The sequence below is a fragment of the Pseudomonas sp. MF06569 genome, from assembly GCF_059862735.1.
Genome location: NZ_JCBCUZ010000001.1, coordinates 48,712 through 72,185, shown reverse-complemented (window position 1 = coordinate 72,185; position 23,474 = coordinate 48,712). Strand labels below are relative to the sequence as shown.

Genomic DNA, 23,474 nt, shown 5'->3' with positions numbered 1-23,474 from the left:
TCCCACAAGATCTGAAGCAAGGTCAATCAGCGCTGCGCTTGCCCTTGCTGCATGACCCACTGCACCACTTGCGGCATCAGCACATCACTGGCCTGGCCAAACCCTGCAACCACGCCCGGCACCAATGGATTGCTCAGGGGCTGACGTGCTTCGAACCGTTTGGAGGCAATCACACGCTGATCGCTGCTGCGAACCAGACGGGCGTTGTACTGGATCAGCACTTCAGGGCTTTTGCCGTTGTAGTGCGTCTGGAACGCCAGTAACTCTCCACCCAACTCGTAATCGGCCTGCAAGTTACTGTCGTCGGTGCTCAGGCCCTGGATTCGGCCATCCTGCAAGAAGGCATCAAGCAGACGATTGCGCATCAACACGGGCGCGGTGTCAGTCCAGCGTGCGCCCTTGTAGTTGCTGATCAGGTTGCCCTCGGGCACCACGGCGATGTTCTGGTTGTTCAGGGCTCCACTGGCCATCGGCTTGTCGAGGCGCAACGACCACTTCACCGGCGCGCTGTGACTCGCAGCCATGGGCGCTTGCGCAGCCGGCAGCCGGTACACGTCGACCATCTCGGGCTTGGGCAGTATCGAACAGGCGCTGAGCACACTCAGGCTTGTCGCAAGCACGATGGAGCCTGCCAGGCGATAGGTACGCTTCATGGAGTGAATTCCTTGTTCTGTTCGCGGCCCAGCAAGTAACCGCTTGGATTGGCTTCCAGGCGCCGCGAGATCGAGCGCAGTGTGCCGAGGGTTTCGCGCAGCTCGTTGACCGCAGGGCCCAGTTGATTCAGACCTTGCAGGCCGCTATTGAGCGAGTCCTCATTGTTGTCGATCAGCGTGTTGATGGTCGCACTGCTATGTTCCAGCGACTTCATGGCGCGCTCTGCGCTGCTGAACATCTGCTTGCCATCGGTGCTCAGCAGGCCGTTGGCATTGCGCATCAGCGCGGTGGTCTGCTCAAGGGTGGCGCTGGCCTGCTTGCCAACCTGGGCCAGCTGTTTCAGCGTCTGGCTGATGTCGCCACGCTGACCGGCAATGGCCGTGGTGGTTTGCTCAAGGTTGTCCAGGGTCTTGCTGACGCGGCTGACGTTCTCTTCCGAGAACAGGCTGTTGGCGTTATGCAGCAGCATGTTGACGTTGGCCATCAGGTCGGAGCCGTCGGTGAGCAGCCGGGCAATCGGAGACGGAGAGGCCACGATTTCCGGCAGCTTGCCGTCCTTGCCCTTGAGGTCCGGGCTGTTCGGGTCGCCGCCACTGAGCTGGATGATCGAGGTGCCCGTCACGCCGGTCAGGGCCAGCTTGGCCTTGGTGTCGACCTTGACCGGGGTGCTGGCGGCCAGGCGGATGCGGGCCAGCACGCGGCGCGGATCCTTGTCATCCAGTCGCAACTCAATGACGTCACCCACCTTGATGCCGTTGTATTGCACCGAACTGCCTTTGGACAGGCCGCTGACGGCTTCGTTGAACACCACTTCGTAGTCCTTGAACGTGCTGTCCATGCTCGCCTTGGCCAGCCACAGACCGAACAGCATGCCCCCGACGACGACCAGGACGCTGAACAAGCCGATCAATACATGATGGGCACGGGTTTCCATGTCATTGCTCCTTAAGCTGGGTTGCCGCTTCGTATGCGGCGCGGCCACGGGGGCCATGGAAATATTCGTGAATCCACGGGTCGTCGAAGTCTTCGACCTCCCGGATGGGTGCCGCCACCAGCACCCGTTTTTGCGACAGCACAGCCACCCGGTCCGTGATGGTGTACAGCGTGTCCAGGTCATGGGTGACCAGAAACACGCTCAGGCCCAGCGCATCGCGCAGGGTCAGAATCAGTTGGTCAAACGCCGCCGCGCCTATCGGGTCAAGCCCGGCGGTGGGCTCATCAAGAAACAGGATGTCCGGGTCCAGTGCCAGTGCCCGCGCCAGCGCGGCGCGCTTGACCATCCCCCCCGACAACGAAGAGGGGTATTTATCGGCTGCCGACAACGGCAACCCGGCCAGCGCCAGCTTGACGCACGCCAGGTGCTCGGCGTCAGGGCGGCTCAGGCCCGCGTGTTCAATCAGGGGCAGGGCAATGTTTTCCGTCACGGTCAGCGACGAAAACAACGCGCCACGCTGGAACAACACGCCAAAGCGACGTTCGATCAACGAGCGCTCGGCCTCTTGCAGGCTCATCAAGTCCTGGCCAAACACCCGCACCTGGCCTTCAGTGGGTCGACGCAGGCCGACAATGCTGCGCAGCAGTACCGATTTACCGGTACCGGAGCCGCCAACCACTCCCAGGATTTCGCCTTTGTACACATCAAGGTCGAGGTGTTCGTGCACGCTCTGGCTGCCAAAGCGGTTGCACAGATCACGCACCTCGATCACCGCCTCGCCGGGCTTGCGCAGGGAAGTACTCACCAGCCCATCTCCATGAAGAACAACGCGGCCACGGCGTCGAGGACGATCACGATAAAGATCGATTGCACCACGCTGGACGTGGTGTGGGCACCGACCGATTCGGCGCTGCCGCTGACTTTAAAACCTTCAAGGCAGCCCACCGCAGCGATCAGAAAGGCAAAAAACGGTGCCTTGACTATGCCTACCAGAAAGTTCTTAACGCCGATGTCAGAGTGCAACATCGAAATAAACATGTCGGGAGAAATACCCAGCGAGATCACGCACACCACGGCGCCGCCGATGATGCCCGACATCATGGCCAGGAAGGTCAGCAGCGGCAGGGCGATCAACAGGGCCAGCACCCGTGGCAGCACCAGCAAGTCCATCGGATCGAGGCCCAGGGTGCGGATTGCGTCGATTTCTTCGTTGGCTTTCATTGAGCCGATTTGCGCCGTAAAGGCACTGGCGGTACGGCCCGCCAGCAGGATGGCGGTCAGCAGCACGCCGAATTCACGCAGGAAGGAAAACGCCACCAGATCGACGGTGAAGATCCCCGCACCAAAGCTGGCCAGCACCGTGGCCCCCAGAAATGCCACCACGGCGCCCACCATAAAGGTCAGCAGCATCACAATCGGGGCAGCGTTGAGGCCGATCTGCTCGATGTGTGCCACTACCGGCGTGATGCGCCATTGCTTGGGCCTGAACAGGTTACGCGCCAGGGTTTGCAGGATCAGGCCGATAAAGCCGAGCAATTGCAGGGCGTCTTGCCACAGCTTGTAGACCGCGCTGCCGATGCGGCTGAGCAACAGGATCGCGACGTTCTGCGGGGCGGCTTTGACCGGCACACAAAAGTCGCGCATCGAGGAATAGACCGTCTGCAACAAGGCGCGGTCTGCGGCGGGGAGTTTTTGTGCCGTGTCGGTCAACTGGCCGACCCGCTCGGCACCCAGCAGCTCCACCAGCAGTGACGCACCTGCCGTATCGATACTGGTCACGTCATCCAGGTTGATAGCGGTCTGGGCGTCGTACTTGCCCATCAGTTGCTCGGTCTGTTGCTTGAGGCGGGTGTAATGGGCAAGCGTCCAGTCGCCGCTGATCAACAGCCGCGCCGGGTTACTGGAAGTGTCTAGTTGGGCATTGCCCGCCATGGCCGTAATAGTCTTAAGCTCCCAGCTAAGTACGTTTGAACACAGACCTTATGTAATAGCACAATCCTGCAAAAGTGTTTCAGTTTGCCTGAACAGGCACAGGCGCGGATTGATCTGGGTTAACCCGAAAGCGCAAAACACCGATCAATTGCCCATCTTCAGTCAATACCCGAACTTGCCAGCGACCCACCGGGTTGGGCGGGAAATTCTGCTTGTGGGTCCAGGCGCGGTAGCCCTCTTTGCGCCCGCCCTGAATATTGAGCGCGATACGGTCGACCTCCTGGCCGTTGAGTTGCCATACGTGGTAAATCCGCTCGTTCAAACCCCGCGGCGCGTTGACCGAGGTGTAAGCGTACAGACCACGGCCACGCAACTCGCTGACGCTGATTTCTTTAATGCTCTCGCCCGGCGTGCGGTCTTGCAGTTGCGTGGTGACCGCCACTTCGGTCATCCACAGCGTGGCAGGCGGCACCCAGGAGCGCAGCAGCCAGCCGGTGCCGCCCAGGGCCAGGACAATCAGCGGCAGCACCAGCCAGCCGCGCCAGGTCTTGAGCGGCAGGCTCACGGCCAGGCTGGGGATTGAAAGCAACACAGCAGTGCCCAGCGCCAGCTTGTAGCTCTCGGAAGTGGTGAGGTTGAGGATGATCGGCAGCGCCGTCAGCATCGCCGCGAACAGGGCGAGGGTGTGCATCGCCAAAAACAGCCAGCGTCGGGGGGCCAGCCATTTGTAATACAGCGGGTCCGTGATGGTGATCAGGGCGCACACCCCTAAAAGCCCGGTAAAGACAAGCTGCCCGCTGTTCCAGGTGGTGGTGATAAAGAAAAACGGCAACACGAAAAACAGACTTTCCTGATGGATCATCTGGGTCGCATAACGTAGCAGCGGCGGGGGTATCTCGCGTTTGAACACCCGGCTGAACAGCTGGGTAAAACTGTTTTCCAGCATCAACCAGACCCAGCTCACCAGCAGGATCACGGCGATCCAGCGGGCCATGCCCTGTTGACGGTCCACCAGGATAAAACTGCCCACGCCCGAGCAAAAACCGAACGCCGCAATGAGCCCCGGATAGCGCTTCATCAACTCAAGGACGCGCTGTATGAGGAGGTTCCAGTTAGGCATTCGGCAGTTCACATTCTGTATAGGAAATATCCTCGACAGAATAGCGTTTTAGGCGCTCCGCGTCCGGGACTTCATGACACTGTGGAAGTAGGCTTGCTCGCGATTGAGTCGCTGCGGTCTGTCAGGCAAACCGTGCTGAGACCATCGCGAGCAAGCCCGCTCCTACAACGCACGCTTAACGTACGCTGCTTTCGAAGCGGCTGGCGCCGGTCAGTTCCAGTACCAGTTCGTCGCCCACATTCAGCGGACCAACGCCTACTGGAGTGCCGGTCATGATGACGTCACCGGCTTGCAGCGAGAAGCACGCAGCCATGTGCTGGATCATCGGCACAATCGGGTTGAGCATCAGGGCGCTGTTGCCATCCTGGCGCACTTCACCATTGATGGTCAGGCGAATGCCGATATCGGCCAGATCAGGAAAGGTGCTGCTCTGTACGAACGGGGCCAGTACACAGGCGCCGTCGAACGACTTGGCGATTTCCCAGGGCAAACCCTTGCCCTTGAGCTCGGTCTGCTTGTCGCGCAGGGTCAAGTCCAGGCCAGGGGCAAAACCGGAGATGGCGTCCAGCACTTCTTCAGCACTTGGGTTATTCGACAGAGGCTTGCCGATCAGCACTGAAATTTCTGCTTCGTAGTGCACTGAACCGCGTTCGGTTGGAATCGCGAAACCACCGTCCAGCGGTACGACACAACTGCCCGGCTTGATGAAAAGCAGGGGTTCAGACGGGATCGGGTTGTCCAGTTCCTTGGCGTGTTCGGCATAGTTGCGGCCGATGCACACCACTTTACCGATAGGAAAGTGAATCCGGGTACCGTCGACATACTGGTGCTGATAGCTCATTGACCGACTCCGCTGATGGATGCTGATTGTGTGTAGTCGCTGCCGCAGGCTGCGAAAGGAATCGCAAGGGCTTCAGGAAAACGGATTGCTCCGCAATCCTTCGCAGCCTGCGGCAGCGACTACACGCTAGGGTTTAAACCGCAAAAATCTTGCCGGGGTTCATGATGCCCTTCGGGTCGAACACGGCCTTGAGGGCTTTCATGTATTCGATCTCGACCGGCGAGCGGCTGTAGGTCAGGTAATCACGCTTGGTCATGCCCACGCCGTGCTCGGCAGAGATCGAACCGTTGTACTTCTCAACGGTTTCAAACACCCACTTGTTCACCGTCGCGCATTTGGCGAAGAACTCGTCCTTGCTCAGGTTTTCAGGCTTGAGAATGTTCAAGTGCAGGTTGCCATCACCGATGTGACCGAACCACACAATTTCGAAATCCGGGTAGTGTTCGCCGACGATCGCGTCAATTTCCTTCAAGAATGCCGGGACTTTCGACACAGTGACCGAAATGTCGTTTTTGTAGGGCGTCCAGTGGGAAATCGTCTCGGAGATGTACTCGCGCAGTTTCCACAGGTTCTGCAGTTGGGTTTCACTCTGGCTCATCACACCATCAAGCACCCAGCCTTCTTCCATGCAATGTTCGAAGGTTTCCAGCGCAGCGTTGGCCACTTCTTCGGTGGTCGCTTCGAATTCCAACAGCGCGTAGAACGGGCAGTCGGTCTCGAACGGCGAAGGCACGTCGCCACGGTCCATGACTTTGGTCAGCGCCTTGTCGGAGAAGAACTCAAAAGCCGTCAGATCCAGCTTGCTCTGGAAGGCATGCAACACCGGCATGATGGAGTCGAAATCGGCAGTACCCAACACCATCGCCGTCAGGTTTTTCGGTGCGCGATCCAGGCGCATGGTGGCTTCCACCACAAAGCCCAGGGTGCCTTCAGCGCCGATGAATAGCTGGCGCATGTCGTAGCCGGTGGCGTTTTTGATCAGGTCCTTGTTCAGCTCCAGCACGTCGCCCTTGCCGGTCACGACTTTCATGCCCGCAACCCAGTTACGGGTCATGCCGTAGCGAATAACCTTGATCCCGCCAGCATTGGTGCCGATGTTGCCGCCAATCTGGCTGGAACCTGCCGAAGCAAAATCCACCGGGTAGTACAGGCCGTTTTCTTCGGCCAGGTTTTGCAGGTGCTCGGTAACCACACCCGGCTGGCAGACCACGGTGCGGTCGGTCAGGTTGATGTCCAGCACTTGATTCATGTAGTCGAACGACACAACCACTTCGCCATTGGCGGCCACGGCGGCGGCGGACAAACCGGTACGGCCACCCGATGGCACCAGCGCCACGTCATGGGCGTTGGCCCACAGCACGATGGCCTGCACTTGTTCAGTGGTTTTCGGGAACACAATGGCCAGCGGGGCCGGGGCGAAATGCTTGGTCCAGTCCTTGCCGTAAGCATTAAGGGAGTCGGCATCGGTCAGGACCTTGCCAGGCTCTACCAGGGTCTTCAGCTCATCAATCAAGGCAGGATGGGTCATCAACAGAACTCTCGAACAATTCATGGTCATCCTGAGAACGCTTCACGTCGCAGGAATGGGTGTTTAGCGGGGCGCTTATGCTAGCATACGACCCCCCCGCAGAATCGAGCCGTAGGACGATTCTCGGTGCCGGTCTTCACGCCGGCCAGGTCAGCTCTCGCTGTCCATTCCCTGCCATTTTTTCTCTGGGACACAGGTTTACGCAGATGAGCAAGACTTCTCTCGATAAGAGCAAGATCAAGTTCCTTCTTTTGGAAGGCGTCCACCAATCCGCTGTTGAAGTGCTCAAATCTGCCGGGTACACCAGCATTGAGTACATCACCAGTTCCTTGCCTGAAGCCCAGCTGAAGGAAAAGATCGCTGATGCCCACTTTATCGGCATCCGTTCTCGTACCCAGCTGACCGAAGAAGTGTTCGACTGCGCCAAGAAATTGGTCGCTGTTGGTTGTTTCTGCATCGGCACCAACCAGGTCGACCTCAACGCTGCTCGCGAACGCGGTATCGCTGTTTTCAACGCCCCGTACTCCAACACCCGTTCGGTGGCTGAGTTGGTGCTGGCTGAAGCGATCCTGTTGTTGCGTGGCATCCCTGAGAAAAACGCTTCCTGCCACCGTGGTGGCTGGATCAAAAGCGCGGCCAACTCCTTCGAAATCCGTGGCAAGAAGCTGGGTATCGTCGGTTACGGCTCTATCGGCACTCAGCTGTCGGTACTGGCTGAAGGCCTGGGCATGCAAGTGTTCTTCTACGACACCGTGACCAAGCTGCCATTGGGCAACGCAACCCAGGTTGGCAATCTGCACGAACTGCTGGGCATGTCCGACATCGTCACCCTGCACGTTCCTGAAACCGCAGCCACCCAGTGGATGATCGGTGAGAAAGAAATCCGCGCCATCAAAAAGGGCGGGATTCTGATCAACGCCGCACGTGGCACCGTGGTTGAGCTGGACGCCCTGGCTGACGCGATCAAGGACAAGCACCTGATCGGCGCCGCCATCGACGTGTTCCCGGTTGAGCCGCGCTCCAACGACGACGTGTTCGAAAGCCCGCTGCGCGGCCTGGACAACGTGATCCTGACCCCGCACATCGGCGGTTCCACCGCTGAAGCGCAAGCCAACATCGGTCTGGAAGTGGCAGAAAAACTGGTCAAGTACAGCGACAACGGTACCTCGGTATCGTCCGTGAACTTCCCTGAAGTGGCCCTGCCGGCTCACCCTGGCAAGCACCGTCTGCTGCACATCCACGAGAACATCCCGGGTGTGATGAGCGAGATCAACAAGATCTTCGCCGAAAACGGGATCAACATCTCCGGTCAGTTCCTGCAAACCAACGAAAAAGTTGGCTATGTAGTGATCGACGTGGATGCCGAGTCTTCGGACCTGGCGCAAGAGAAGTTGCAGACCGTCAACGGCACGATCCGTTGCCGCGTTTTGTTCTAAACGCGCGCTACTAAAAAGGGAGACCCTCGGGTCTCCCTTTTTTGTGGGTCGAAAATACTTATTTCACATCAACCGTGATTTTCTTCGACACGATGCTTGGCTTGAACGGCACGTGTACCTGATTGCCCAGCACCAGTTGCAGGGTGTGCTTGCCGGGTGGCAGGGTTACCTGGGTTTCGGTCTGGGCCTTGCCGAAGTGGATATGGTTGGCATCGGCCGGGATCGGTGCGTTCTCGGCTGGCAACTGGTCGACGTCAATCAGCAGGTGGTGGTGGCCAGCATGGGGAGTGGCTTCGGTGATAGGCGCCAGAGGCATGCCTTCGATACCGAATTTAACGGTGAACGTTTGATCAACGGTGGCACCGTCTTTAGGTTCGACGATGAAAACCTTGGCGCCTTTTGGAGCCGGTTCCGATTCCAGGCCAGCCGCAGTCGCCATGACCGAAGCGCCCATCAACACAGAAGCCAACGCAACACGAGACAGTAGAGCTTTCATTTTTTTCTCCGGTTTTTTGCAAAATTCTTCGACGCCGGACAACTTTGAGCCAATCTGTTGTCCAACGCCGCAACTGACCAACATAAAGCAAAGCGGACGCCAATTGCGAATCGCTTGCAACAAATTCCAAGGAGTGTCCATGCGTTTCCTGCCAGGCCTGATGCTTTTACTGCCATTGGCGAGCCCTTTTGCTCAAGCCGAACTGATCGACGACGTGAACGACCGGGGCGAACTGCGCATCGCCCTTGAGGCCGATATGCCCCCGTTCAGCTTCAAGCAAGACGGGCGCCTGACCGGCTTTGACGTGGAATTGGGCGAACTGCTGGCTCAGGAACTGGACGTGCATCCCTCCATTCTTGTGACGGACAGCAATGACCTGTTGCCGGGCGTTGAGAGCGGCAAATACGACGTTGCCATCAACCACATCGCTTTGACTCCCGAACTTCAGGATCGTTTCGACTTCAGCGAGCCTTACAGCCACCTGCAAGCGCAGACGATAGCCCGGCAGGAACCGCCGCGCTCACCCAACAGCCTTGCCATGTTGCAGGGCCAGACATTAGGCGTAGTTCAGGGCAACGCGTTTGTCGACCGCGGGCCATTGGTAACCGTGGCGCAGAAAACGCCGGTCACGGATGAGGAAGTTGCCCTGGCCATTCCCTTCCAGAAAGGCAACCCGGCGTTCCAGGCCAGCCTGGACAAGGCACTGCAGCGGATCAAGGCCGATGGCCGGCTGGAGGCCCTGTCGCAGAAATGGTTCGGGATGGGTGCAAAACAACCCTGAATACCCACTGTGGGAGCGGGCTTGCTCGCGATGGGATCGAATCGGTCATTCAGGCATACCGGGTCAACTGCATCGCGAGCAAGCCCGCTCCCACCCGATACTCAGGGTGTGCGAATCGCCTTCACATCCCCGGCCTTCACTTCACCCGCCTTGTTACCCCAACTGGTGCGGATGAAATTGACCACATCGGCCACTTCCTGATCCGACAAACGCCAGTCGAAAGCAGGCATGGTGAAGGTCGACGGCGCCGTATGCGTCGCAGGCAACGTCCCACCTTTAAGCACGATATGAATCAGCGACGTCGGGTCCGCCGACTGCAACACCGGATTACCCGCCAGGGCAGGGAACACTCGGGTGTAGCCGTGACCGTCAGTACGATGGCAGGCCGCGCAGTTATCGATGTACACCGCCGCGCCGCGCTTGCTGTCGTCACCGTTCCACAGGGCATCCGCTACCGCCGGATCGTACTGATGGGGCACGTCAGCCGGATCAACCGCAGGCAACGACTTCAAGTATCGAGCGATAGCGGTCAGATCATCCTCGGACATGTACTGCATGCTGTGCACGATCACATCACTCATGCCACCAAATACAGCACTGCGATCACTGCGCCCGGTCTTGAGGAACTGCACCAGTTGCGCCTCGCTCCAACTGCCCAGACCGTCCTTGTGATCACCGCGCAGGTTCTTCGCGATCCAGCCCTCCAGTGGTGCGCTGCCTGACAGAAACGCCGGGCTGTCGCTGGCACTCAGGGCTTTTTCCTGCATGGTCAGTGCCCGTGGCGTGTGGCACGCACCGCAGTGCCCAAGGCCTTCCACCAGATACGCGCCGCGACTCGTCACCGCGTCTTGCCCGGTTTGCGGCTTGAAGTCTTCAACCTGCGGAGCAAACAGCAAGCGCCATATCGCCAACGGCCAGCGCATGCTCAGCGGCCACGGAATATCGGCCTCCTGATTCACTTGCTCGACAGGTTTCACGCCCTTCATAAAGTAGGCATACAACGCCTGCATATCGGCCTCGTTGACCCGCGCATAGGACGGATACGGCATGGCCGGATACAAGGTGCTGCCATTTTGCGCGACGCCGTGGCGCACGGCTTTGTCGAAATCTTCAAAGCTGTAGCTGCCAATGCCGCTTTTGCCCGGCGTGATGTTGGTCGAATAAATCGTACCGATCGGGGTTTCCATCGCCAGGCCACCGGCGAACGGCTTGCCGTCCTTGGCGGTGTGGCAGGCCACACAGTCACCGGCGCGAGCCAGGTATTCACCTTGCTTGACCAACGCTTGCGGGTCACTGTCTGCAGCCACCGCCGAGAGGCTGGCGAAGAGTGTCAGGGTCGCGATAACAAATGCTTTCATGGTCATCGCTCCTTATGCCTGAACCAGTGGGCCGGGGTTTTTCAGGTACTGCTCGCGGATCGCCCGAGCCGACCAATAGGTCAACGCAGCAACCAGACCTGTCGGGTTGTATCCCAAGCCTTGCGGGAAGGCAGACGCACCCGGCACAAACACGTTGTGCACGTCCCAGCTCTGCAGGTAACGGTTCAGTGCACTGGTTTTCGGATTCGTGCCCATGATCGCGCCACCGTTAAGGTGAGTGGTCTGGTAGGAGGCCGTATTGAAGTGATCACCGACTTGCTTGCCGATTCGGGCTATGGCTTTCGGGTTCATCGCTTCGGCGATCTTGCCCATTTTCCCCATCATGAAACGGTTCATTTTGATGTCGTTTTCTTGCCAGTCGAACGTCATGCGCAGCAGCGGCTGGCCGAAGGAATCGCGATACACCGGATCCAGATCGAGGTAGTTGCTACGGTAGGACTGATGCGCACCGTGGGCATCCATCGACACTTGGTGGGTGTAGTAATCGGCGGTTGCACGCTTCCAGGCACTGCCCCACGCCGGGGTGCCCGGCGGGTTTGAAGTCCCGGCAATCGGCCGGCTGCCCGCCTGGTTGACCCACATCGGCGAACCGCCGACAAAGCCGTGCGGCCCGTGGTCGAAGTTATCCGCATTGAAATCATCGATTGCCACGCCATTGCCGCCAGCGCCGATGAAGTTGTTGGTGTGTACGTCTTTGTCGAAGTACGCCTTGATGGTGGCCATGTTCTGGTAGGCGAAGTTTTTGCCCACCACACCTTCACCGGTTTTCGGGTCATAGGGTTTGCCAATCCCCGACAGCAGCATCAAACGCACGTTATGCAGCTGGAATGCACCCAGGATCACCAGATCGGCCGGTTGTTCGATCTCACGGCCCAGTGCATCGATGTAGGTCACACCGGTGGCTTTGCTCTTGGTGCTGTCCAGATTGACCCGGATGACATGGGCGTCAGGGCGCAGCTCAAAATTCGGCAGCGGCTTGAGCGCTGGCAGAATATTTACATTGGGCGATGCCTTGGAGTACATGTAGCAGACATAACCACTGCAAAAGCCGCAAAAGTTGCACGGGCCCATCTGCGCGCCATAGGGGTTGGTATAAGGCCCCGAGGTGTTGGCCGACGGCAGGTTGTAAGGCTTGTAGCCCACTTCATTGGCCGCTTTCTGAAACAGCTGTGCCGAGTAGGTGTTCTTCTGCGACACCAGCGGGAAGTGATCGGAGCGATCCGCTGCATAAGGGTTGCCACCCTTGCCTTCACCGACCAATTGGCCGTTTACGGTCCAGGCCTGGCCCGAAGTACCGAAGACTTTTTCGGCGTAGTCGAAAAACGGCTCCAGCTCTTCATAGCTGACGCCGAAGTCCTGGATGGTCATGTCCTTGGGGATAAAGTTTTTACCGTAGCGCTCTTCGTAATGACTACGCATGCGCAGCTCCATCGGGTCGACCCGAAAGTGCACGCCCGACCAGTGCAAACCCGCGCCGCCCACACCGTTGCCAGGCAAAAACGCGCCCAGCTGGCGGTTAGGCAAGGCCACGTCATTGACGCTATGGCGGATGGTGACGGTTTCTTTGGAGACGTCCTGAAAGAGCTTTTTACGCACGCTGTAGGTGAGCTCATCAATCACCTGTGGATAGTTACCATCCGGGTAGGTGTCCTGCATTGGGCCGCGCTCAAGGGCCACAACATTCAGGCCAGCTTCGGTCAGCTCTTTGGCCATGATCGCGCCGGTCCAACCGAAACCGACGATAACTGCATCAACTTTTTTCATAACGGTCGACATGCTCAAGCCCTCTCGCCGCGAATGGAAACTGCCGGGAAGGGGTACTGCTCGTTGCGTTCGACCCAGTCCATGAAATCAGCGCGCGCGCCGGGGAAGCCGATCATGGTCCAGCCGACCATGCCTTTGTTGCCACCGTGAATAGGGTCGCAAAAGAAGCCTTCCTTGGTGTTTTGCAGCAAAAAGCTGAAAAACATCTTGGCCGGAACGCTATCGAATTTAGGCGTACCGGCCTCCAGTTGTTTGAGCACTTCGTCTCGGGTAGCGCTGTCTAGCCCAGCAAATGTTGAGTTATAGGCTTTTTTGCAGAGCTCCTCCGTGGCAGCGATGCCCAGGCGATAGATCTGTTTTGGTACCAGTTTGCTCTGCCAGCCCATCTCGGGTGGCGCGTCGGCATTGAACGGGCCTTGCATGAACCACAGCGCACCGCTGGCATAAGGCGTGTTCATCTGGCGGTCGATGTATTCCGGTACACCGGCTTCCAAAGCGCCGGGGCCTTGCTCGTCTGCAGGGATCAGGCGTGCGACCGCGGCGTTTACGAACGCCCACTCCTCAGCCGTGAAGTACGTCGGCTCATACGCTTTGCCAGGGCTCGAAGGGCGCTGTGCAGGTTCAGGCGCGGCGACCGCAGGCGTGGCCATCATCACCGTGCTACCCAGACCGGTGCTGGCGACAGTGACCACTGGAATCAGGGTCAGGGTTTTGCGCAAAAACTCACGCCGGGGGTTGTCTTGTTCAGACATGCGGGGGCACCTCATCAGGCAGTCACGGATTACAGCCGCTCATGGGCAGCTTTTCGTTTTGGCAGCGATACGGGTCGATGTTGACCGAAGGAAAACAACACGCTTGCAAACTTTGGTTACAAATACTAACAGGCCGGGCGCCCAGGTGAATCGTTTCATGCGTAATTTTGCCGCACCTGCCTTTGGCGCCTTCACGTTTTTTTAACAAATGGCTCACAGGGTTTTGATCACAAATCACTCAATCTGCCGCCACCTCCTGATAATCCCTGTTGAAGTGGTCGAACTGAATATGCCCAAAGCCCGGTTTTTCCCCGCCCTGTGCCTGACATTGCTGGCAGCGTTTGCATTGCCCCAGGCTCAGGCCGACGAAACAACCCAGGCTCGCCCTGCACAGTGGGCTCAACCTGTCGCCGCGCAGTACAACCTGTATCAAATGTCCCCAACCCTGTACCGCAGCGCCTTGCCTGACAGCGCTGCACAGCCGTTGCTGGAAAAACTGCAGATCGCCACGGTGATCAACTTCTTGCCTGAGGCCGATGCCTCCTGGCTCAAGAACCCCGATGTAGCACAGGTCCAGCTGCCTTATCGCACCAACCATGTGGATGACACCGATGTACTGGCCGCCCTGCGCGCCATCCAGACGGCACAAGCCAAAGGCCCGGTGCTGATGCACTGCAAGCACGGCGTGGACCGCACCGGCCTGATGGCGGCGATGTACCGCGTGGTGGTACAGGACTGGAGCAAAGAAGACGCGCTGAAGGAAATGACCGAAGGCGGCTTTGGACAAAACTCACATTTCAAGGACGGCGCGAGCTACATGATGAAAGCTGATATCGCGCAATTGCGCGCAGCCCTGAGCAGCGGTGCATGCAGCACCAGCCCCTTTGCCATCTGCGCCGTGAAGGGCTGGCTCAAGTCCAGCTGACTAGTGGCGCGCAATCCACTGCTGCAACGCCGCCTTGCGCTGTTGCAGTGGCAGTTTTGCCAGTTGCTCTACCTCGCGATAGAAGTTCGGCCAATTGCCGTCAACGGATTCAAACAGCGCGGTGAATGCTGGCACCCACTGGTCATACAGCCCGAAAGGCAGCAGCTTGGCGTTGTTCATCGGCGAATTGACCCACCCATCGAAGCGCTTGTTCCCACCCCATTGCTGATCCCGTAACTGACAGTACTCGCGGCGCATGCGTTCAAATTCAGCCGCTTTGCGCTGACGCATTTCATCGGCAGGCAAAGGCTGGGCGTAGAGGTCTTGCAGGCGTTGGCGGGTGTCGAGTACCAACGCGATAAGTTGCTTTCGCTGCTGCAAACCATTGTCGCTGGCCGGTGAAAGGCCCTGGTGGGCGCGCCATTGGCGAGTGCCTTCCTGTTCGACGAAGCTGGCGAAAGACTCATTGAACTCGCTGTCGTCCTTCACATAAAAACGCTGATGGGCCAGTTCGTGAAAAATCAGGGTGGCCAGCCGTTCATCGCCCCAGGTGAGCATGCTGTTGAGAATGGGGTCATCGAACCAGCCCAATGTCGAGTAGGCCTCAACCCCGCTGACAAACACGTCTTTGCCGTCCTGACGCTGCAGGGCCGCTTCCCCTCGCGCCGCCCCCTGAGAGTAATAACCACGGTAGGCCACGCACCCGGCAACCGGGAAGCAATGGGTCACGGGGGTGAGGGAAAACTCCGGTGTGGCGAACACATTCCACACGACGTAAGGCCGCTTCAGGTCGGCGTACAGCCGATAGCTCTGGTTATCCGGCAAGTGCAAATGCTGACTGGCGAAGTTTCGCGCGGCCTGGGCTTTTACCAATTGCTCACGCAATACAACCGGGCGCTGCGGGTCGGCAATGACCGTGCTCACCGGCTCGCGGGCCTGTAATAACTGCCATTGCCCTCCCGCCAGTTGCGAGTAATACGACGCACTGGAACAGCCATTGATCAGCGGTATCAGGGCGATGGCAAGCAGGCAGCGAACACGCGGCGTCATAAAGCGATCCCGGCGGTAAAGTGACAATAAATAGTGTGGGAGCGGGCTTGCCCGCGATACAGGCAGCACGGTCCTTCAGGCAAACCACATCGCCTGGCACCCACACAGGGCAGAGCAGCAAAGCCGCATTGCACGCTATGCTTATGTAACAAATTATCTGGAAATCATCATGCGCACTTTTTTGCTTGTGTTGACCGCGTGCCTGCTGAGCGCTTGCGCCAGCACGCCATTGCCTTCGGCTGACCCGAAAATGGCTTGGGTCGACCTTGAAACGCAAACCGGCAAGCTGGTGATGGCCGAGCGCCTGGACAACCAGCGCATGACCGACGGTCGCTATTTTCAAGTCACGCCGGGCAGTCATGAATTGATGGTGCGCTTCGATTTCGAGGTGTTTGTAGGCGGTATGGGCATGTTTAGCGACCCGCAGGAACGCCTGTGCTACGTCACCCTGAATTACGACAACTTCCAGCCGGGCCAACGTTACCGGCTGCAAGCGCGCTCACTGGGCTTCAACGCCTACGCCCGGCTGTACAACGCAGCGGGCAAGGTGATTGCCGAGGAGCGGCTGGTCAATTGCTTACCGTGAAGCCTGGCGGTCGTTGTTCTGGTAGATGATTTTTTTGCTGCCGTATTCGCACGACCCTACCACCATGTTCTCGTCATGGACTTCTTCATTGGCCACGATTTCAAGCGTATAGGACGACACGTTGTTGGCCTGGATCTTGGCTTCGATTTCGGCTTTCAGTTCTTCACACGGCTTGGGGGCCGCCAAAGCCGAGGTGGCCATTGCACAGCAAACTACAGCCAAAGCAAAACGTTTCATGGTGAGACTCCCTTGAGGCAGAACGCTAAGTCATGATCTGACGCGAGTGGTGATCATTCGATCACATCTGGCGCAGCGCAAGACTGATCTGTCGCAGCCAAGTAGCCATTGTCCGGGCCAACGCAGCCCCGCTTGTGACAAGCGGGGCGCACGCAAGTCGTCAGCTCACCAGAGTGGCATCCAGGGTGATTTTTGCGTTCAGCACTTTGGACACCGGGCAGCCTTCTTTGGCCTTGGTGGTCAACTCGTCGAACTGCGCCTGGGTTGCGCCGGGCACTTTGGCCTTGAGCACCAGATGCACTGCCGTGATTGCAAAGCCGCCGTCCACCTGGTCGAGCGTTACTTCAGCCGTGGTGTCGATGCTGTCGGCCTTGAGCCCGGCATCACCGAGAATCATCGACAACGCCATCGAAAAACAGCCTGCATGGGCTGCGCCAATAAGCTCTTCGGGGTTGGTGCCCTTGCCGCCTTCAAACCGCGCCTTGAAACCATACGGCGCTTCGCGCAGTACCCCGGTTTCAGTGGAGATGGAGCCGATACCGGTTTTAAGGTCGCCTGCCCAATGAGCCGATGCTTTCTTTTTGATACTCATGCGTGCCTCCTGAAGAGCGGCGTGAAGGTTTCACGCCATGACTAAGGTTGTGAGGGTAGTCGGCTCCACAAAGTTCATCTTGTCGGACCAGTCGTCTTTTTTAGTCACTCAATTCCCGGACTGCCATTGAAACTCGGGTATATGCCCATATTTCTGTAATCACTGGCAGGTTTTGCGAGCACCTTGACCTGCACCCCACCTGGAGTAGCCGGCTGATGAAACGATTGTCTGACATCAAATTCTCGACCCTCGACCTGGTGCCTGTGCGCGAAAATGGCAGCGCCGCCCAGTCGTTGCGCAATTCGCTGGATCTGGCACAGCACGTAGAAAAGTTTGGCTATAACCGCTTTTGGGTGGCTGAGCACCACAATATGGACGGCATCGCCAGCTCGGCGACCTCCGTTTTGATTGGCTATCTGGCAGGCGGCACCTCGACCATTCGCGTGGGTTCGGGCGGCATCATGCTGCCCAACCATGCGCCTTTGGTCATTGCCGAGCAGTTTGGCACCCTCGAAAGCCTGTACCCGGGACGCATCGACCTGGGCCTGGGCCGTGCGCCGGGTTCAGACCAGATGACCGCCCGCGCCCTGCGCCGCGAGCGCTCGGGCAGTGCCGATGAGTTCCCCGAAGATGTGGCTGAACTGATGCGCTACCTCGGCCCCCGCACCCCGGACCAACGGATCATCGCCATGCCGGGCACAGGAACCAACGTTCCTGTCTGGCTGTTGGGCTCCAGCTTGTTCAGCGCGCAACTGGCCGGTGAACGTGGTTTGCCTTACGCCTTTGCCTCGCATTTCGCACCGCGCTTGATGCACGAAGCGATTCGCGTCTATCGCAATCACTTCAAGCCATCAGCGACCCTCGACAAGCCCTATGTGATGCTCGGCATCCCGCTGGTGGCGTCCGATACCGATGAGCAGGCCGAGTACCTGGCGACCTCCGTACAACAGCGGATTCTGGCGTTGATGCGTGGGCAGAGCCTGGTGCAGCGCCCACCGGTGGAGACGATGGACGGGTTGTGGCTGCCCCACGAAAAAGAGGCGGTGATGAGCTTCCTAGGCCTGGCGATGGTCGGCAGCCCGCAGAAAATCAAGGCCAAGCTGGACGTGCTGGTGGAGCAGACACAGGCTGACGAACTGATCTTTACCTGTGATTTGTATGAACACGCAGACCGCATTCATTCATATGAATTGCTGTCGCAGGTGATGAAAGGGGCCTGACGCAAAGGGAAGTGTGGGAGCGGGCTTGCTCGCGATGGTATCGACGCGATTGATCTGAAACACCGCGGCGTGCACATCGCGAGCAAGCCCGCTCCCACAAGATTTACTGCTGCGCTGGACTTACCCGCGCTTGTACACGATTTCCTTGGTACCGCCTTCACAGGTACCCACCACTTTGCCGTCAGCCGAAGTGCCTTTCTCTACAGCAGTCAGCGAATAATGCTTGGCGCCATTGGCCTCAATCTTCGCCGCGATTTCGCTTTTCAACTCTTCGCATGGCTTGCCCGCTGCAAACGCCGTTCCTGCCAGACTCAGCAAACCTACAGCCAATAAAATCTTTTTCATCGGTGACATTCCCCGGTCAAAACGAAAAGGGTGCAACGCGGCATGTGCCGTGCTGCACCCAGACGGTGTAGCCGAGTTTATGGCAAACGGCCAGCCAGTAAGTTCAAAACGCCATCACTCTTTAGCTGCTGGCAATCCGAAATCCGACCTTGAGCGTCACCTGATAGTGCGCAACTTTACCGTCCTTGATGTGCCCACGGGTGTCGACCACCTCGAACCATTCCAGGTGTTTGATGCTTTTGTTGGCCTCGGCCAGTGCATTACTGATGGCGTCTTCTATGCTGCTCGGGGACGAGCCTACCAGTTCAACTTTCTTGTAGGTGTGATGGTCAGACATAACGTTCTCCTTTGTCGTAGATCAAAGCCTAGCAGCGATTGTGCTAAATACTTTGTAGGCAATTTGAACGGAAAAGTTCAGGCCAACTGCACTTTCTGAAATCTCTGTAGTCGGACTTAACAAGCACCTCACTCATCAATGCAGGAGAGCCCTAATGGCTAGCAATTCCCTACGTAAAGCCTCATTGCAAAGCATGGAAGCAGAGATCGAGAGCCTGCTCAAGTCTCTGGAAAGCCTCAAGCACGACGCTTCAGACGAGTCCAAAAAGACCCTTGGCATCCTCAAGAACAATGCCGAAAACGCACTCAAGCATTCGCGCCATCTGCTCAGCGACGCCTACGAAGAAGTGAAAGACAAGACTCGCGAAACCGCGATCGCTACCCGTGAGTACGCCCAGGAGCATCCGTACGCCACCGCGGGCGTTGCCATCGGCGCGCTGGGTCTGCTGGCTGCTTTCCTGTTGTGCAAGCGCGGCAACTAATCTGCGCTGCGCGCAAGCTCAGCCTTGAGCCATTGCGCCAGTTGCCCGGCGCGCCCGTCTGCGGCGCGCTTGGGCAACCATAACGTCAGCTGCGCCGGGGTTTCGTTGAAGCCCCAGGGCGCAGCCAGACGTCCGGCTTGCAGGTCCTGCGCCACCAGCGGCTCGGGAGCGATCGCCACACCCAGCCCCGCAACGGCGGCTTCAAGCAAGTAATACAAGTGCTCAAACCCCTGCCCGTATTTCAAATCCTTCGCCTCGATGGCGTTCTGCTGTGCCCAGCTTGGCCATGCCTGGGGCCGCGAGGTGGTGTGCAGCAATGATTCGTCGAGCAAGGCGCTGGCGGGCGCACCACACAGTTGCGCATAACGGACATAGCGCGGGCTGACCACCGGGCCAATACGCTCGCTGGCCAACTCATACACCTGCATATCGGCGGGCCACGGCGGCTCGGCAAACACCAGCAAGGCGTCCAGCCCGGGACGGCGGGGGTCCAGATCACCCTCACCGGCGGACAGGTGCAAGCGCAAGTCCGGTAAATCGGCATTCAATCGACCCAGGCGCGGAATAAACCAGCGCGCCAGCAAACTGCCCGAGCAACCGAGCACAAAAGGGGCATTGACCTGGCTTTGCGTGAGTTCTGCGCACAGATTACGCAAGCGATCGAACGCCTCGCTGCTGGCGTCACGCAGGCGAATTCCGGCATCAGTGAGCTTCAGGCCGCGGCCTTCCTTTACGAACAGGCTCACGCCCAAGTGCTCTTCAAGCACTTTCAACTGTCGACTGACAGCGCCGTGGGTGACGTTCAACTGCTCGGCGGCCTGGCTGACACTGCTCAGGCGGGCGGCGGCTTCGAATGCGCGCAGGGCATTCAGGGGCGGGAGATCTCGACTCATGGTATCTGTGAGTTTTCCTGACATGTTGTGGCGATCTTATCGGTTTTCATCCCGGGCTGTCGCGGGTAAAGTCTGGCCCATCGACCTTCGTAACTTTTTATCTGGAGCGTCACATGACTCAATCCACTTTACGTACCGGCCCTGACGCCAATGGCATGTTTGGCTCATTCGGCGGCCGTTACGTAGCCGAGACCCTGATGCCGCTGATCCTTGATCTGGATCGCGAGTACGAGCTGGCCAAAAAAGACCCTGAGTTCATCAAGGAACTGGCCTACTTCCAGCGCGACTACGTGGGCCGCCCAAGCCCGCTGTACTTCGCCGAGCGGCTCACCGAGTTCTGTGGCGGCGCCAAGATTTACCTCAAGCGCGAAGAGCTGAACCACACTGGCGCGCACAAGATCAACAACTGCATCGGCCAGATCCTGCTGGCGCGGCGCATGGGCAAAAAACGCATCATCGCCGAGACCGGTGCCGGGATGCACGGTGTGGCCACCGCCACCGTGGCGGCCCGCTTTGGTCTGCAGTGCGTGATCTACATGGGCACCACCGACATCGAGCGTCAGCAGGCGAACGTGTTCCGCATGAAACTGCTGGGCGCTGAAGTGATCCCGGTTGTAGCGGGCACCGGCACCCTCAAAGACGCCATGAACGAAGCCCTGCGCGACTGGGTGACGAACGTTGACAGCACCTTCTACCTGATCGGCACCGTGGCGGGCCCACACCCGTATCCGGCGATGGTGCGCGACTTCCAGGCCGTGATCGGCAAGGAAACCCGCGACCAGATGCAAGCCCAGGAAGGCCGCCTGCCGGACAGCCTGGTGGCATGCATCGGCGGCGGTTCCAACGCGATGGGCCTGTTCCATCCGTTCCTGGATGACACCAGCGTTGAAATCATCGGCGTGGAAGCGGCGGGTTACGGCATCGAAACCGGCAAGCACGCGGCCAGCCTCAACGGCGGCGAACCGGGCGTGCTGCACGGCAACCGCACCTTCCTGCTGCAGGACGACGATGGCCAGATCATCGACGCCCACTCCATTTCCGCCGGTCTCGACTACCCTGGCATCGGCCCTGAGCACGCCTGGTTGCACGACATCCGTCGCGTCGAATACACCTCGGTGACGGACGACGAAGCCCTGGATGCCTTCCACAAGTGCTGCCGCCTTGAAGGCATCATCCCGGCCCTTGAAAGCGCCCACGCCCTGGCTGAAGTATTCAAGCGCGCACCGACCCTGCCGGCAGATCACTTGATGGTGGTCAACCTGTCGGGGCGAGGCGACAAGGACATGCAAACCGTGATGCACCACATGGAACAGTCTCAACAGGAGCAACACTGATGAGCCGCCTGCAAACGCGCTTTACCGAACTCAAGGAACAAAACCGCGCGGCCCTGGTGACCTTCGTCACGGCAGGTGACCCGGATTACGCCACCTCGCTGGCGATCCTCAAGGGCTTGCCTGCGGCGGGCGCCGACGTGATCGAGCTGGGCATGCCCTTCACCGACCCGATGGCCGATGGCCCGGCGATTCAGCTGGCCAATATCCGTGCACTGGGCGCCAAGCAAAACCTGGCAAAAACCCTGCAGATGGTTCGCGAGTTCCGTGAAGGCAACAGCGACACGCCGCTGGTGCTGATGGGTTACTACAACCCGATCCATCATTACGGTGTGCCCGCGTTCATTGCCGACGCCGTTGCGGCAGGTGTAGACGGCCTGATCGTGGTCGACATGCCACCCGAGCACAACAGCGAGCTGTGCGACCCCGCGCAGGCCGCAGGCATCGACTTTATCCGCCTGACCACGCCGACCACTGACGACGGGCGCTTGCCGACCGTACTGGCTGGCAGCTCGGGCTTTGTGTACTACGTATCGGTGGCAGGCGTGACCGGAGCAGGTTCAGCTACCACTGAACAGGTGAGCGCGGCCATCGAGCGCCTGCGTCGCCATACCGACCTGCCAATCAGCGTGGGCTTTGGCATTCGCACCCCTGAACAGGCGGCAGCGATTGCACGACTGGCCGATGGCGTGGTGGTCGGCTCGGCATTGATCGACAAGATCGAAAATGCAGCGACCCCTGAACAGGCGGTGGATGGTGTACTGAGCCTGTGCGCAGCACTGGCTGAAGGCGTGCGCAACGCTCGCTAAATCAAGAACCCCTCACCACGTTTCGCCCTCGGAAGAGGCGTGGTGAGGGGCAAGGTGTCACCCGATCTTACTTTTGCGTCCCGTCATCGTGCAGCAAGTTGGCCTGGGTCAGGTTACTGCCCGCCGGTACGCTGCGGGTCAGCCACACGTTGCCGCCAATGGTTGATCCCTGACCAATGGTGATACGCCCCAGAATCGTCGCACCCGCGTAGATCACCACATCATCCTCAACGATCGGATGGCGTGGATGGCCTTTTTGCAGTTGCCCCGATTCATCTGCCGGGAAACGCTTGGCCCCAAGGGTCACGGCCTGGTAGATCCTCACACGCTCGCCGATGATCGCGGTTTCTCCGATCACAACACCTGTCCCGTGATCGATGAAGAAACTCGGCCCGATCTGCGCGCCTGGGTGTATATCAATGCCGGTGGCCGAGTGCGCAATTTCTGCGCTGATCCGCGCCAGCAAAGGCAACCCGGCGCGATACAGGTGATGGGCCAGCCGGTGATGAATCACCGCCAGAATCCCTGGATAGCACAACAGCACTTCGTCCACGCTACGTGCCGCCGGATCACCGTGGTACGCCGCCAATACGTCGGTATCCAGAATGCTGCGCAAGCCCGGCAAGGCCAGGGCAAAGTCCTGAATCAGCAAGGTCGCGGTCGCATCCACGCCCTCATCGGGCAGGCCGCCCTGGCGGGCCGCGTAGCGCAGTTCCAGCCGGGCCTGGGTCAACAGCGCGTTGAGCGCAACATCGAGCGTGTGGCCAACGTAGAAGTCTTCACTTTCCTCACGCAGGTCCACCGGGCCCAGACGCATGGGGAACAACGCACCGCACAGGGCCTCAAGGATATCGGCCATCGCGGCACGCGAAGGCAGCTCGCGGCCACCCTGCTCACCACTGACCCGCCCGTTTTGCGTGCGCCACTGATTTCGCGCCGCGCGCAGTTGGCAGACGATGGCCTGCAATTGCCAAGGATTGGAACGATCACTCACGATGAATACTCCGCACGCTGGCGGCTGGATCAACCAGCCGCGAATTGGCAATGATTT

At 59.0% G+C, this 23,474-nt stretch carries 26 protein-coding genes; 8 read left to right on the top strand and 18 right to left on the bottom strand.

Annotated features, from left to right (window positions below; genetic code table 11):
* Positions 1-26: 26 nt before the first annotated feature.
* The 7 genes from AC19YQ_RS00365 to AC19YQ_RS00335 form a co-directional block, all read right to left on the bottom strand.
* The gene (locus tag AC19YQ_RS00365) at positions 27-653 is read right to left on the bottom strand and encodes an ABC-type transport auxiliary lipoprotein family protein (protein ID WP_326398839.1); all 627 of its coding nucleotides are present in this window, start codon (positions 651-653) and stop codon (positions 27-29) included.
* Entirely contained in the window at positions 650-1,588 is a 939-nt protein-coding gene (locus AC19YQ_RS00360) for an MlaD family protein (protein ID WP_500594354.1), read from the bottom strand. The genes AC19YQ_RS00365 and AC19YQ_RS00360 overlap by 4 nt, the downstream gene beginning before the upstream one ends.
* A 1-nt stretch (position 1,589) precedes the next feature.
* Positions 1,590-2,381, bottom strand: coding sequence for an ABC transporter ATP-binding protein (locus AC19YQ_RS00355; RefSeq protein WP_219262038.1), 792 nt, complete (start codon positions 2,379-2,381; stop codon positions 1,590-1,592).
* Between the two features lie 8 nt (positions 2,382-2,389).
* On the bottom strand, positions 2,390-3,520 hold the full coding sequence (locus AC19YQ_RS00350) for an ABC transporter permease (protein ID WP_500594353.1): 1,131 nt from the start codon (positions 3,518-3,520) through the stop codon (positions 2,390-2,392).
* A gap of 79 nt (positions 3,521-3,599) precedes the next feature.
* Positions 3,600-4,640, bottom strand: a complete 1,041-nt coding sequence (locus AC19YQ_RS00345; protein ID WP_219261996.1) for a DUF5924 family protein — start codon at positions 4,638-4,640, stop codon at positions 3,600-3,602.
* A 175-nt stretch (positions 4,641-4,815) separates the two neighbouring features.
* Positions 4,816-5,481: a fumarylacetoacetate hydrolase family protein gene (locus tag AC19YQ_RS00340; RefSeq protein ID WP_339475033.1), complete on the bottom strand. Its 666-nt coding sequence runs from the start codon at positions 5,479-5,481 to the stop codon at positions 4,816-4,818.
* Positions 5,482-5,614: 133 nt separating this feature from the next.
* Entirely contained in the window at positions 5,615-7,009 is a 1,395-nt protein-coding gene (locus AC19YQ_RS00335) for a D-2-hydroxyglutarate dehydrogenase (RefSeq protein ID WP_019828298.1), read from the bottom strand.
* 206 nt (positions 7,010-7,215) lie between these two features.
* Here AC19YQ_RS00335 and serA point away from each other — a divergent pair, with 206 nt between their 5' ends.
* Complete coding sequence (serA, locus tag AC19YQ_RS00330; protein WP_133075005.1) at positions 7,216-8,445, top strand: phosphoglycerate dehydrogenase; 1,230 nt, start codon at positions 7,216-7,218, stop codon at positions 8,443-8,445.
* 58 nt (positions 8,446-8,503) lie between these two features.
* On the opposite strand, the gene AC19YQ_RS00325 is transcribed toward serA, so the two are convergent.
* Positions 8,504-8,941, bottom strand: a complete 438-nt coding sequence (locus AC19YQ_RS00325) for a DUF4399 domain-containing protein (RefSeq protein ID WP_037032682.1) — start codon at positions 8,939-8,941, stop codon at positions 8,504-8,506.
* Between the two features lie 139 nt (positions 8,942-9,080).
* On the opposite strand from AC19YQ_RS00325, the gene AC19YQ_RS00320 reads away from it, so the two are divergent.
* A complete protein-coding gene (locus AC19YQ_RS00320; RefSeq protein WP_500594352.1) occupies positions 9,081-9,722 on the top strand; it encodes a transporter substrate-binding domain-containing protein in 642 nt (213 codons plus the stop codon).
* Between the two features lie 101 nt (positions 9,723-9,823).
* Here the strand turns inward: AC19YQ_RS00320 and AC19YQ_RS00315 are convergent, their stop codons facing one another.
* From AC19YQ_RS00315 to AC19YQ_RS00305, 3 genes are read right to left on the bottom strand one after another with little or no spacing between them, the layout of a single operon-like run.
* Entirely contained in the window at positions 9,824-11,080 is a 1,257-nt protein-coding gene (locus AC19YQ_RS00315; protein ID WP_500594351.1) for a c-type cytochrome, read from the bottom strand.
* Positions 11,081-11,092: 12 nt separating this feature from the next.
* A complete protein-coding gene (locus AC19YQ_RS00310) occupies positions 11,093-12,877 on the bottom strand; it encodes a GMC family oxidoreductase (protein ID WP_133075001.1) in 1,785 nt (594 codons plus the stop codon).
* Between the two features lie 2 nt (positions 12,878-12,879).
* Entirely contained in the window at positions 12,880-13,617 is a 738-nt protein-coding gene (locus tag AC19YQ_RS00305; RefSeq protein WP_133075000.1) for a gluconate 2-dehydrogenase subunit 3 family protein, read from the bottom strand.
* Between the two features lie 289 nt (positions 13,618-13,906).
* Here AC19YQ_RS00305 and AC19YQ_RS00300 point away from each other — a divergent pair, with 289 nt between their 5' ends.
* A complete protein-coding gene (locus AC19YQ_RS00300; protein ID WP_339475029.1) occupies positions 13,907-14,542 on the top strand; it encodes a dual specificity protein phosphatase family protein in 636 nt (211 codons plus the stop codon).
* On the opposite strand, the gene AC19YQ_RS00295 is transcribed toward AC19YQ_RS00300, so the two are convergent.
* On the bottom strand, positions 14,543-15,592 hold the full coding sequence (locus AC19YQ_RS00295) for an aminopeptidase (protein WP_500594350.1): 1,050 nt from the start codon (positions 15,590-15,592) through the stop codon (positions 14,543-14,545).
* A gap of 169 nt (positions 15,593-15,761) precedes the next feature.
* Between AC19YQ_RS00295 and AC19YQ_RS00290 the strand changes: the two genes are divergently transcribed.
* Entirely contained in the window at positions 15,762-16,178 is a 417-nt protein-coding gene (locus tag AC19YQ_RS00290) for a PA0061/PA0062 family lipoprotein (RefSeq protein WP_133074997.1), read from the top strand.
* Here the strand turns inward: AC19YQ_RS00290 and AC19YQ_RS00285 are convergent.
* Together AC19YQ_RS00285 and AC19YQ_RS00280 are read right to left on the bottom strand one after the other, a co-directional pair.
* Positions 16,170-16,415 carry a DUF1161 domain-containing protein gene (locus tag AC19YQ_RS00285; RefSeq protein ID WP_339475027.1) on the bottom strand — a complete coding sequence of 82 codons (246 nt, stop codon included), beginning with the start codon at positions 16,413-16,415 and terminating at the stop codon, positions 16,170-16,172. The genes AC19YQ_RS00290 and AC19YQ_RS00285 overlap by 9 nt on opposite strands.
* Before the next feature lie 160 nt (positions 16,416-16,575).
* Positions 16,576-17,007 carry an OsmC family protein gene (locus AC19YQ_RS00280; RefSeq protein WP_094999634.1) on the bottom strand — a complete coding sequence of 144 codons (432 nt, stop codon included), beginning with the start codon at positions 17,005-17,007 and terminating at the stop codon, positions 16,576-16,578.
* 215 nt (positions 17,008-17,222) lie between these two features.
* Here AC19YQ_RS00280 and AC19YQ_RS00275 point away from each other — a divergent pair, with 215 nt between their 5' ends.
* Positions 17,223-18,227, top strand: coding sequence for an LLM class flavin-dependent oxidoreductase (locus AC19YQ_RS00275; RefSeq protein ID WP_500594349.1), 1,005 nt, complete (start codon positions 17,223-17,225; stop codon positions 18,225-18,227).
* A gap of 120 nt (positions 18,228-18,347) precedes the next feature.
* Here the strand turns inward: AC19YQ_RS00275 and AC19YQ_RS00270 are convergent, their stop codons facing one another.
* A complete protein-coding gene (locus AC19YQ_RS00270; protein ID WP_095027717.1) occupies positions 18,348-18,572 on the bottom strand; it encodes a DUF1161 domain-containing protein in 225 nt (74 codons plus the stop codon).
* A gap of 121 nt (positions 18,573-18,693) precedes the next feature.
* The gene (locus tag AC19YQ_RS00265) at positions 18,694-18,909 is read right to left on the bottom strand and encodes a dodecin (RefSeq protein WP_133074993.1); all 216 of its coding nucleotides are present in this window, start codon (positions 18,907-18,909) and stop codon (positions 18,694-18,696) included.
* Positions 18,910-19,063: 154 nt separating this feature from the next.
* Between AC19YQ_RS00265 and AC19YQ_RS00260 the strand changes: the two genes are divergently transcribed.
* Positions 19,064-19,390 (top strand): ElaB/YgaM/YqjD family protein, encoded by a 327-nt coding sequence (locus AC19YQ_RS00260; protein WP_133074992.1) that lies wholly within the window; start codon positions 19,064-19,066, stop codon positions 19,388-19,390.
* Here the strand turns inward: AC19YQ_RS00260 and AC19YQ_RS00255 are convergent.
* The gene (locus tag AC19YQ_RS00255) at positions 19,387-20,283 is read right to left on the bottom strand and encodes a LysR family transcriptional regulator (protein ID WP_339475025.1); all 897 of its coding nucleotides are present in this window, start codon (positions 20,281-20,283) and stop codon (positions 19,387-19,389) included. The genes AC19YQ_RS00260 and AC19YQ_RS00255 overlap by 4 nt on opposite strands.
* 113 nt (positions 20,284-20,396) lie before the next feature.
* Here AC19YQ_RS00255 and trpB point away from each other — a divergent pair, with 113 nt between their 5' ends.
* Positions 20,397-21,617, top strand: coding sequence for a tryptophan synthase subunit beta (trpB, locus tag AC19YQ_RS00250; protein WP_326427653.1), 1,221 nt, complete (start codon positions 20,397-20,399; stop codon positions 21,615-21,617).
* Positions 21,617-22,423, top strand: coding sequence for a tryptophan synthase subunit alpha (gene trpA / locus AC19YQ_RS00245; RefSeq protein ID WP_339475023.1), 807 nt, complete (start codon positions 21,617-21,619; stop codon positions 22,421-22,423). Before trpB ends, trpA begins: the two co-directional genes overlap by 1 nt.
* 67 nt (positions 22,424-22,490) lie before the next feature.
* Here the strand turns inward: trpA and epsC are convergent, their stop codons facing one another.
* Positions 22,491-23,417 carry a serine O-acetyltransferase EpsC gene (gene epsC, locus AC19YQ_RS00240; RefSeq protein WP_133074988.1) on the bottom strand — a complete coding sequence of 309 codons (927 nt, stop codon included), beginning with the start codon at positions 23,415-23,417 and terminating at the stop codon, positions 22,491-22,493.
* Between the last annotated feature and the right edge of the window lie 57 nt (positions 23,418-23,474).

What these genes read in the sequence shown, in the direction of transcription:
- AC19YQ_RS00270 (WP_095027717.1), bottom strand. Translation starts at nt 18,572, where the DNA reads ATGAAAAAGATTTTATTGGCTGTAGGTTTGCTGAGTCTGGCAGGAACG.
- AC19YQ_RS00365 (WP_326398839.1), bottom strand. Translation starts at nt 653, where the DNA reads ATGAAGCGTACCTATCGCCTGGCAGGCTCCATCGTGCTTGCGACAAGC.
- AC19YQ_RS00280 (WP_094999634.1), bottom strand. Translation starts at nt 17,007, where the DNA reads ATGAGTATCAAAAAGAAAGCATCGGCTCATTGGGCAGGCGACCTTAAA.
- AC19YQ_RS00275 (WP_500594349.1), top strand. Translation starts at nt 17,223, where the DNA reads ATGAAACGATTGTCTGACATCAAATTCTCGACCCTCGACCTGGTGCCT.
- AC19YQ_RS00305 (WP_133075000.1), bottom strand. Translation starts at nt 13,617, where the DNA reads ATGTCTGAACAAGACAACCCCCGGCGTGAGTTTTTGCGCAAAACCCTG.
- AC19YQ_RS00315 (WP_500594351.1), bottom strand. Translation starts at nt 11,080, where the DNA reads ATGAAAGCATTTGTTATCGCGACCCTGACACTCTTCGCCAGCCTCTCG.
- AC19YQ_RS00350 (WP_500594353.1), bottom strand. Translation starts at nt 3,520, where the DNA reads ATGGCGGGCAATGCCCAACTAGACACTTCCAGTAACCCGGCGCGGCTG.
- serA (WP_133075005.1), top strand. Translation starts at nt 7,216, where the DNA reads ATGAGCAAGACTTCTCTCGATAAGAGCAAGATCAAGTTCCTTCTTTTG.
- AC19YQ_RS00310 (WP_133075001.1), bottom strand. Translation starts at nt 12,877, where the DNA reads ATGTCGACCGTTATGAAAAAAGTTGATGCAGTTATCGTCGGTTTCGGT.
- AC19YQ_RS00325 (WP_037032682.1), bottom strand. Translation starts at nt 8,941, where the DNA reads ATGAAAGCTCTACTGTCTCGTGTTGCGTTGGCTTCTGTGTTGATGGGC.
- AC19YQ_RS00335 (WP_019828298.1), bottom strand. Translation starts at nt 7,009, where the DNA reads ATGACCCATCCTGCCTTGATTGATGAGCTGAAGACCCTGGTAGAGCCT.
- AC19YQ_RS00290 (WP_133074997.1), top strand. Translation starts at nt 15,762, where the DNA reads ATGCGCACTTTTTTGCTTGTGTTGACCGCGTGCCTGCTGAGCGCTTGC.
- AC19YQ_RS00300 (WP_339475029.1), top strand. Translation starts at nt 13,907, where the DNA reads ATGCCCAAAGCCCGGTTTTTCCCCGCCCTGTGCCTGACATTGCTGGCA.
- trpA (WP_339475023.1), top strand. Translation starts at nt 21,617, where the DNA reads ATGAGCCGCCTGCAAACGCGCTTTACCGAACTCAAGGAACAAAACCGC.
- AC19YQ_RS00340 (WP_339475033.1), bottom strand. Translation starts at nt 5,481, where the DNA reads ATGAGCTATCAGCACCAGTATGTCGACGGTACCCGGATTCACTTTCCT.
- AC19YQ_RS00255 (WP_339475025.1), bottom strand. Translation starts at nt 20,283, where the DNA reads ATGAGTCGAGATCTCCCGCCCCTGAATGCCCTGCGCGCATTCGAAGCC.
- AC19YQ_RS00345 (WP_219261996.1), bottom strand. Translation starts at nt 4,640, where the DNA reads ATGCCTAACTGGAACCTCCTCATACAGCGCGTCCTTGAGTTGATGAAG.
- AC19YQ_RS00360 (WP_500594354.1), bottom strand. Translation starts at nt 1,588, where the DNA reads ATGGAAACCCGTGCCCATCATGTATTGATCGGCTTGTTCAGCGTCCTG.
- AC19YQ_RS00265 (WP_133074993.1), bottom strand. Translation starts at nt 18,909, where the DNA reads ATGTCTGACCATCACACCTACAAGAAAGTTGAACTGGTAGGCTCGTCC.
- AC19YQ_RS00295 (WP_500594350.1), bottom strand. Translation starts at nt 15,592, where the DNA reads ATGACGCCGCGTGTTCGCTGCCTGCTTGCCATCGCCCTGATACCGCTG.
- AC19YQ_RS00260 (WP_133074992.1), top strand. Translation starts at nt 19,064, where the DNA reads ATGGCTAGCAATTCCCTACGTAAAGCCTCATTGCAAAGCATGGAAGCA.
- AC19YQ_RS00285 (WP_339475027.1), bottom strand. Translation starts at nt 16,415, where the DNA reads ATGAAACGTTTTGCTTTGGCTGTAGTTTGCTGTGCAATGGCCACCTCG.
- trpB (WP_326427653.1), top strand. Translation starts at nt 20,397, where the DNA reads ATGACTCAATCCACTTTACGTACCGGCCCTGACGCCAATGGCATGTTT.
- AC19YQ_RS00320 (WP_500594352.1), top strand. Translation starts at nt 9,081, where the DNA reads ATGCGTTTCCTGCCAGGCCTGATGCTTTTACTGCCATTGGCGAGCCCT.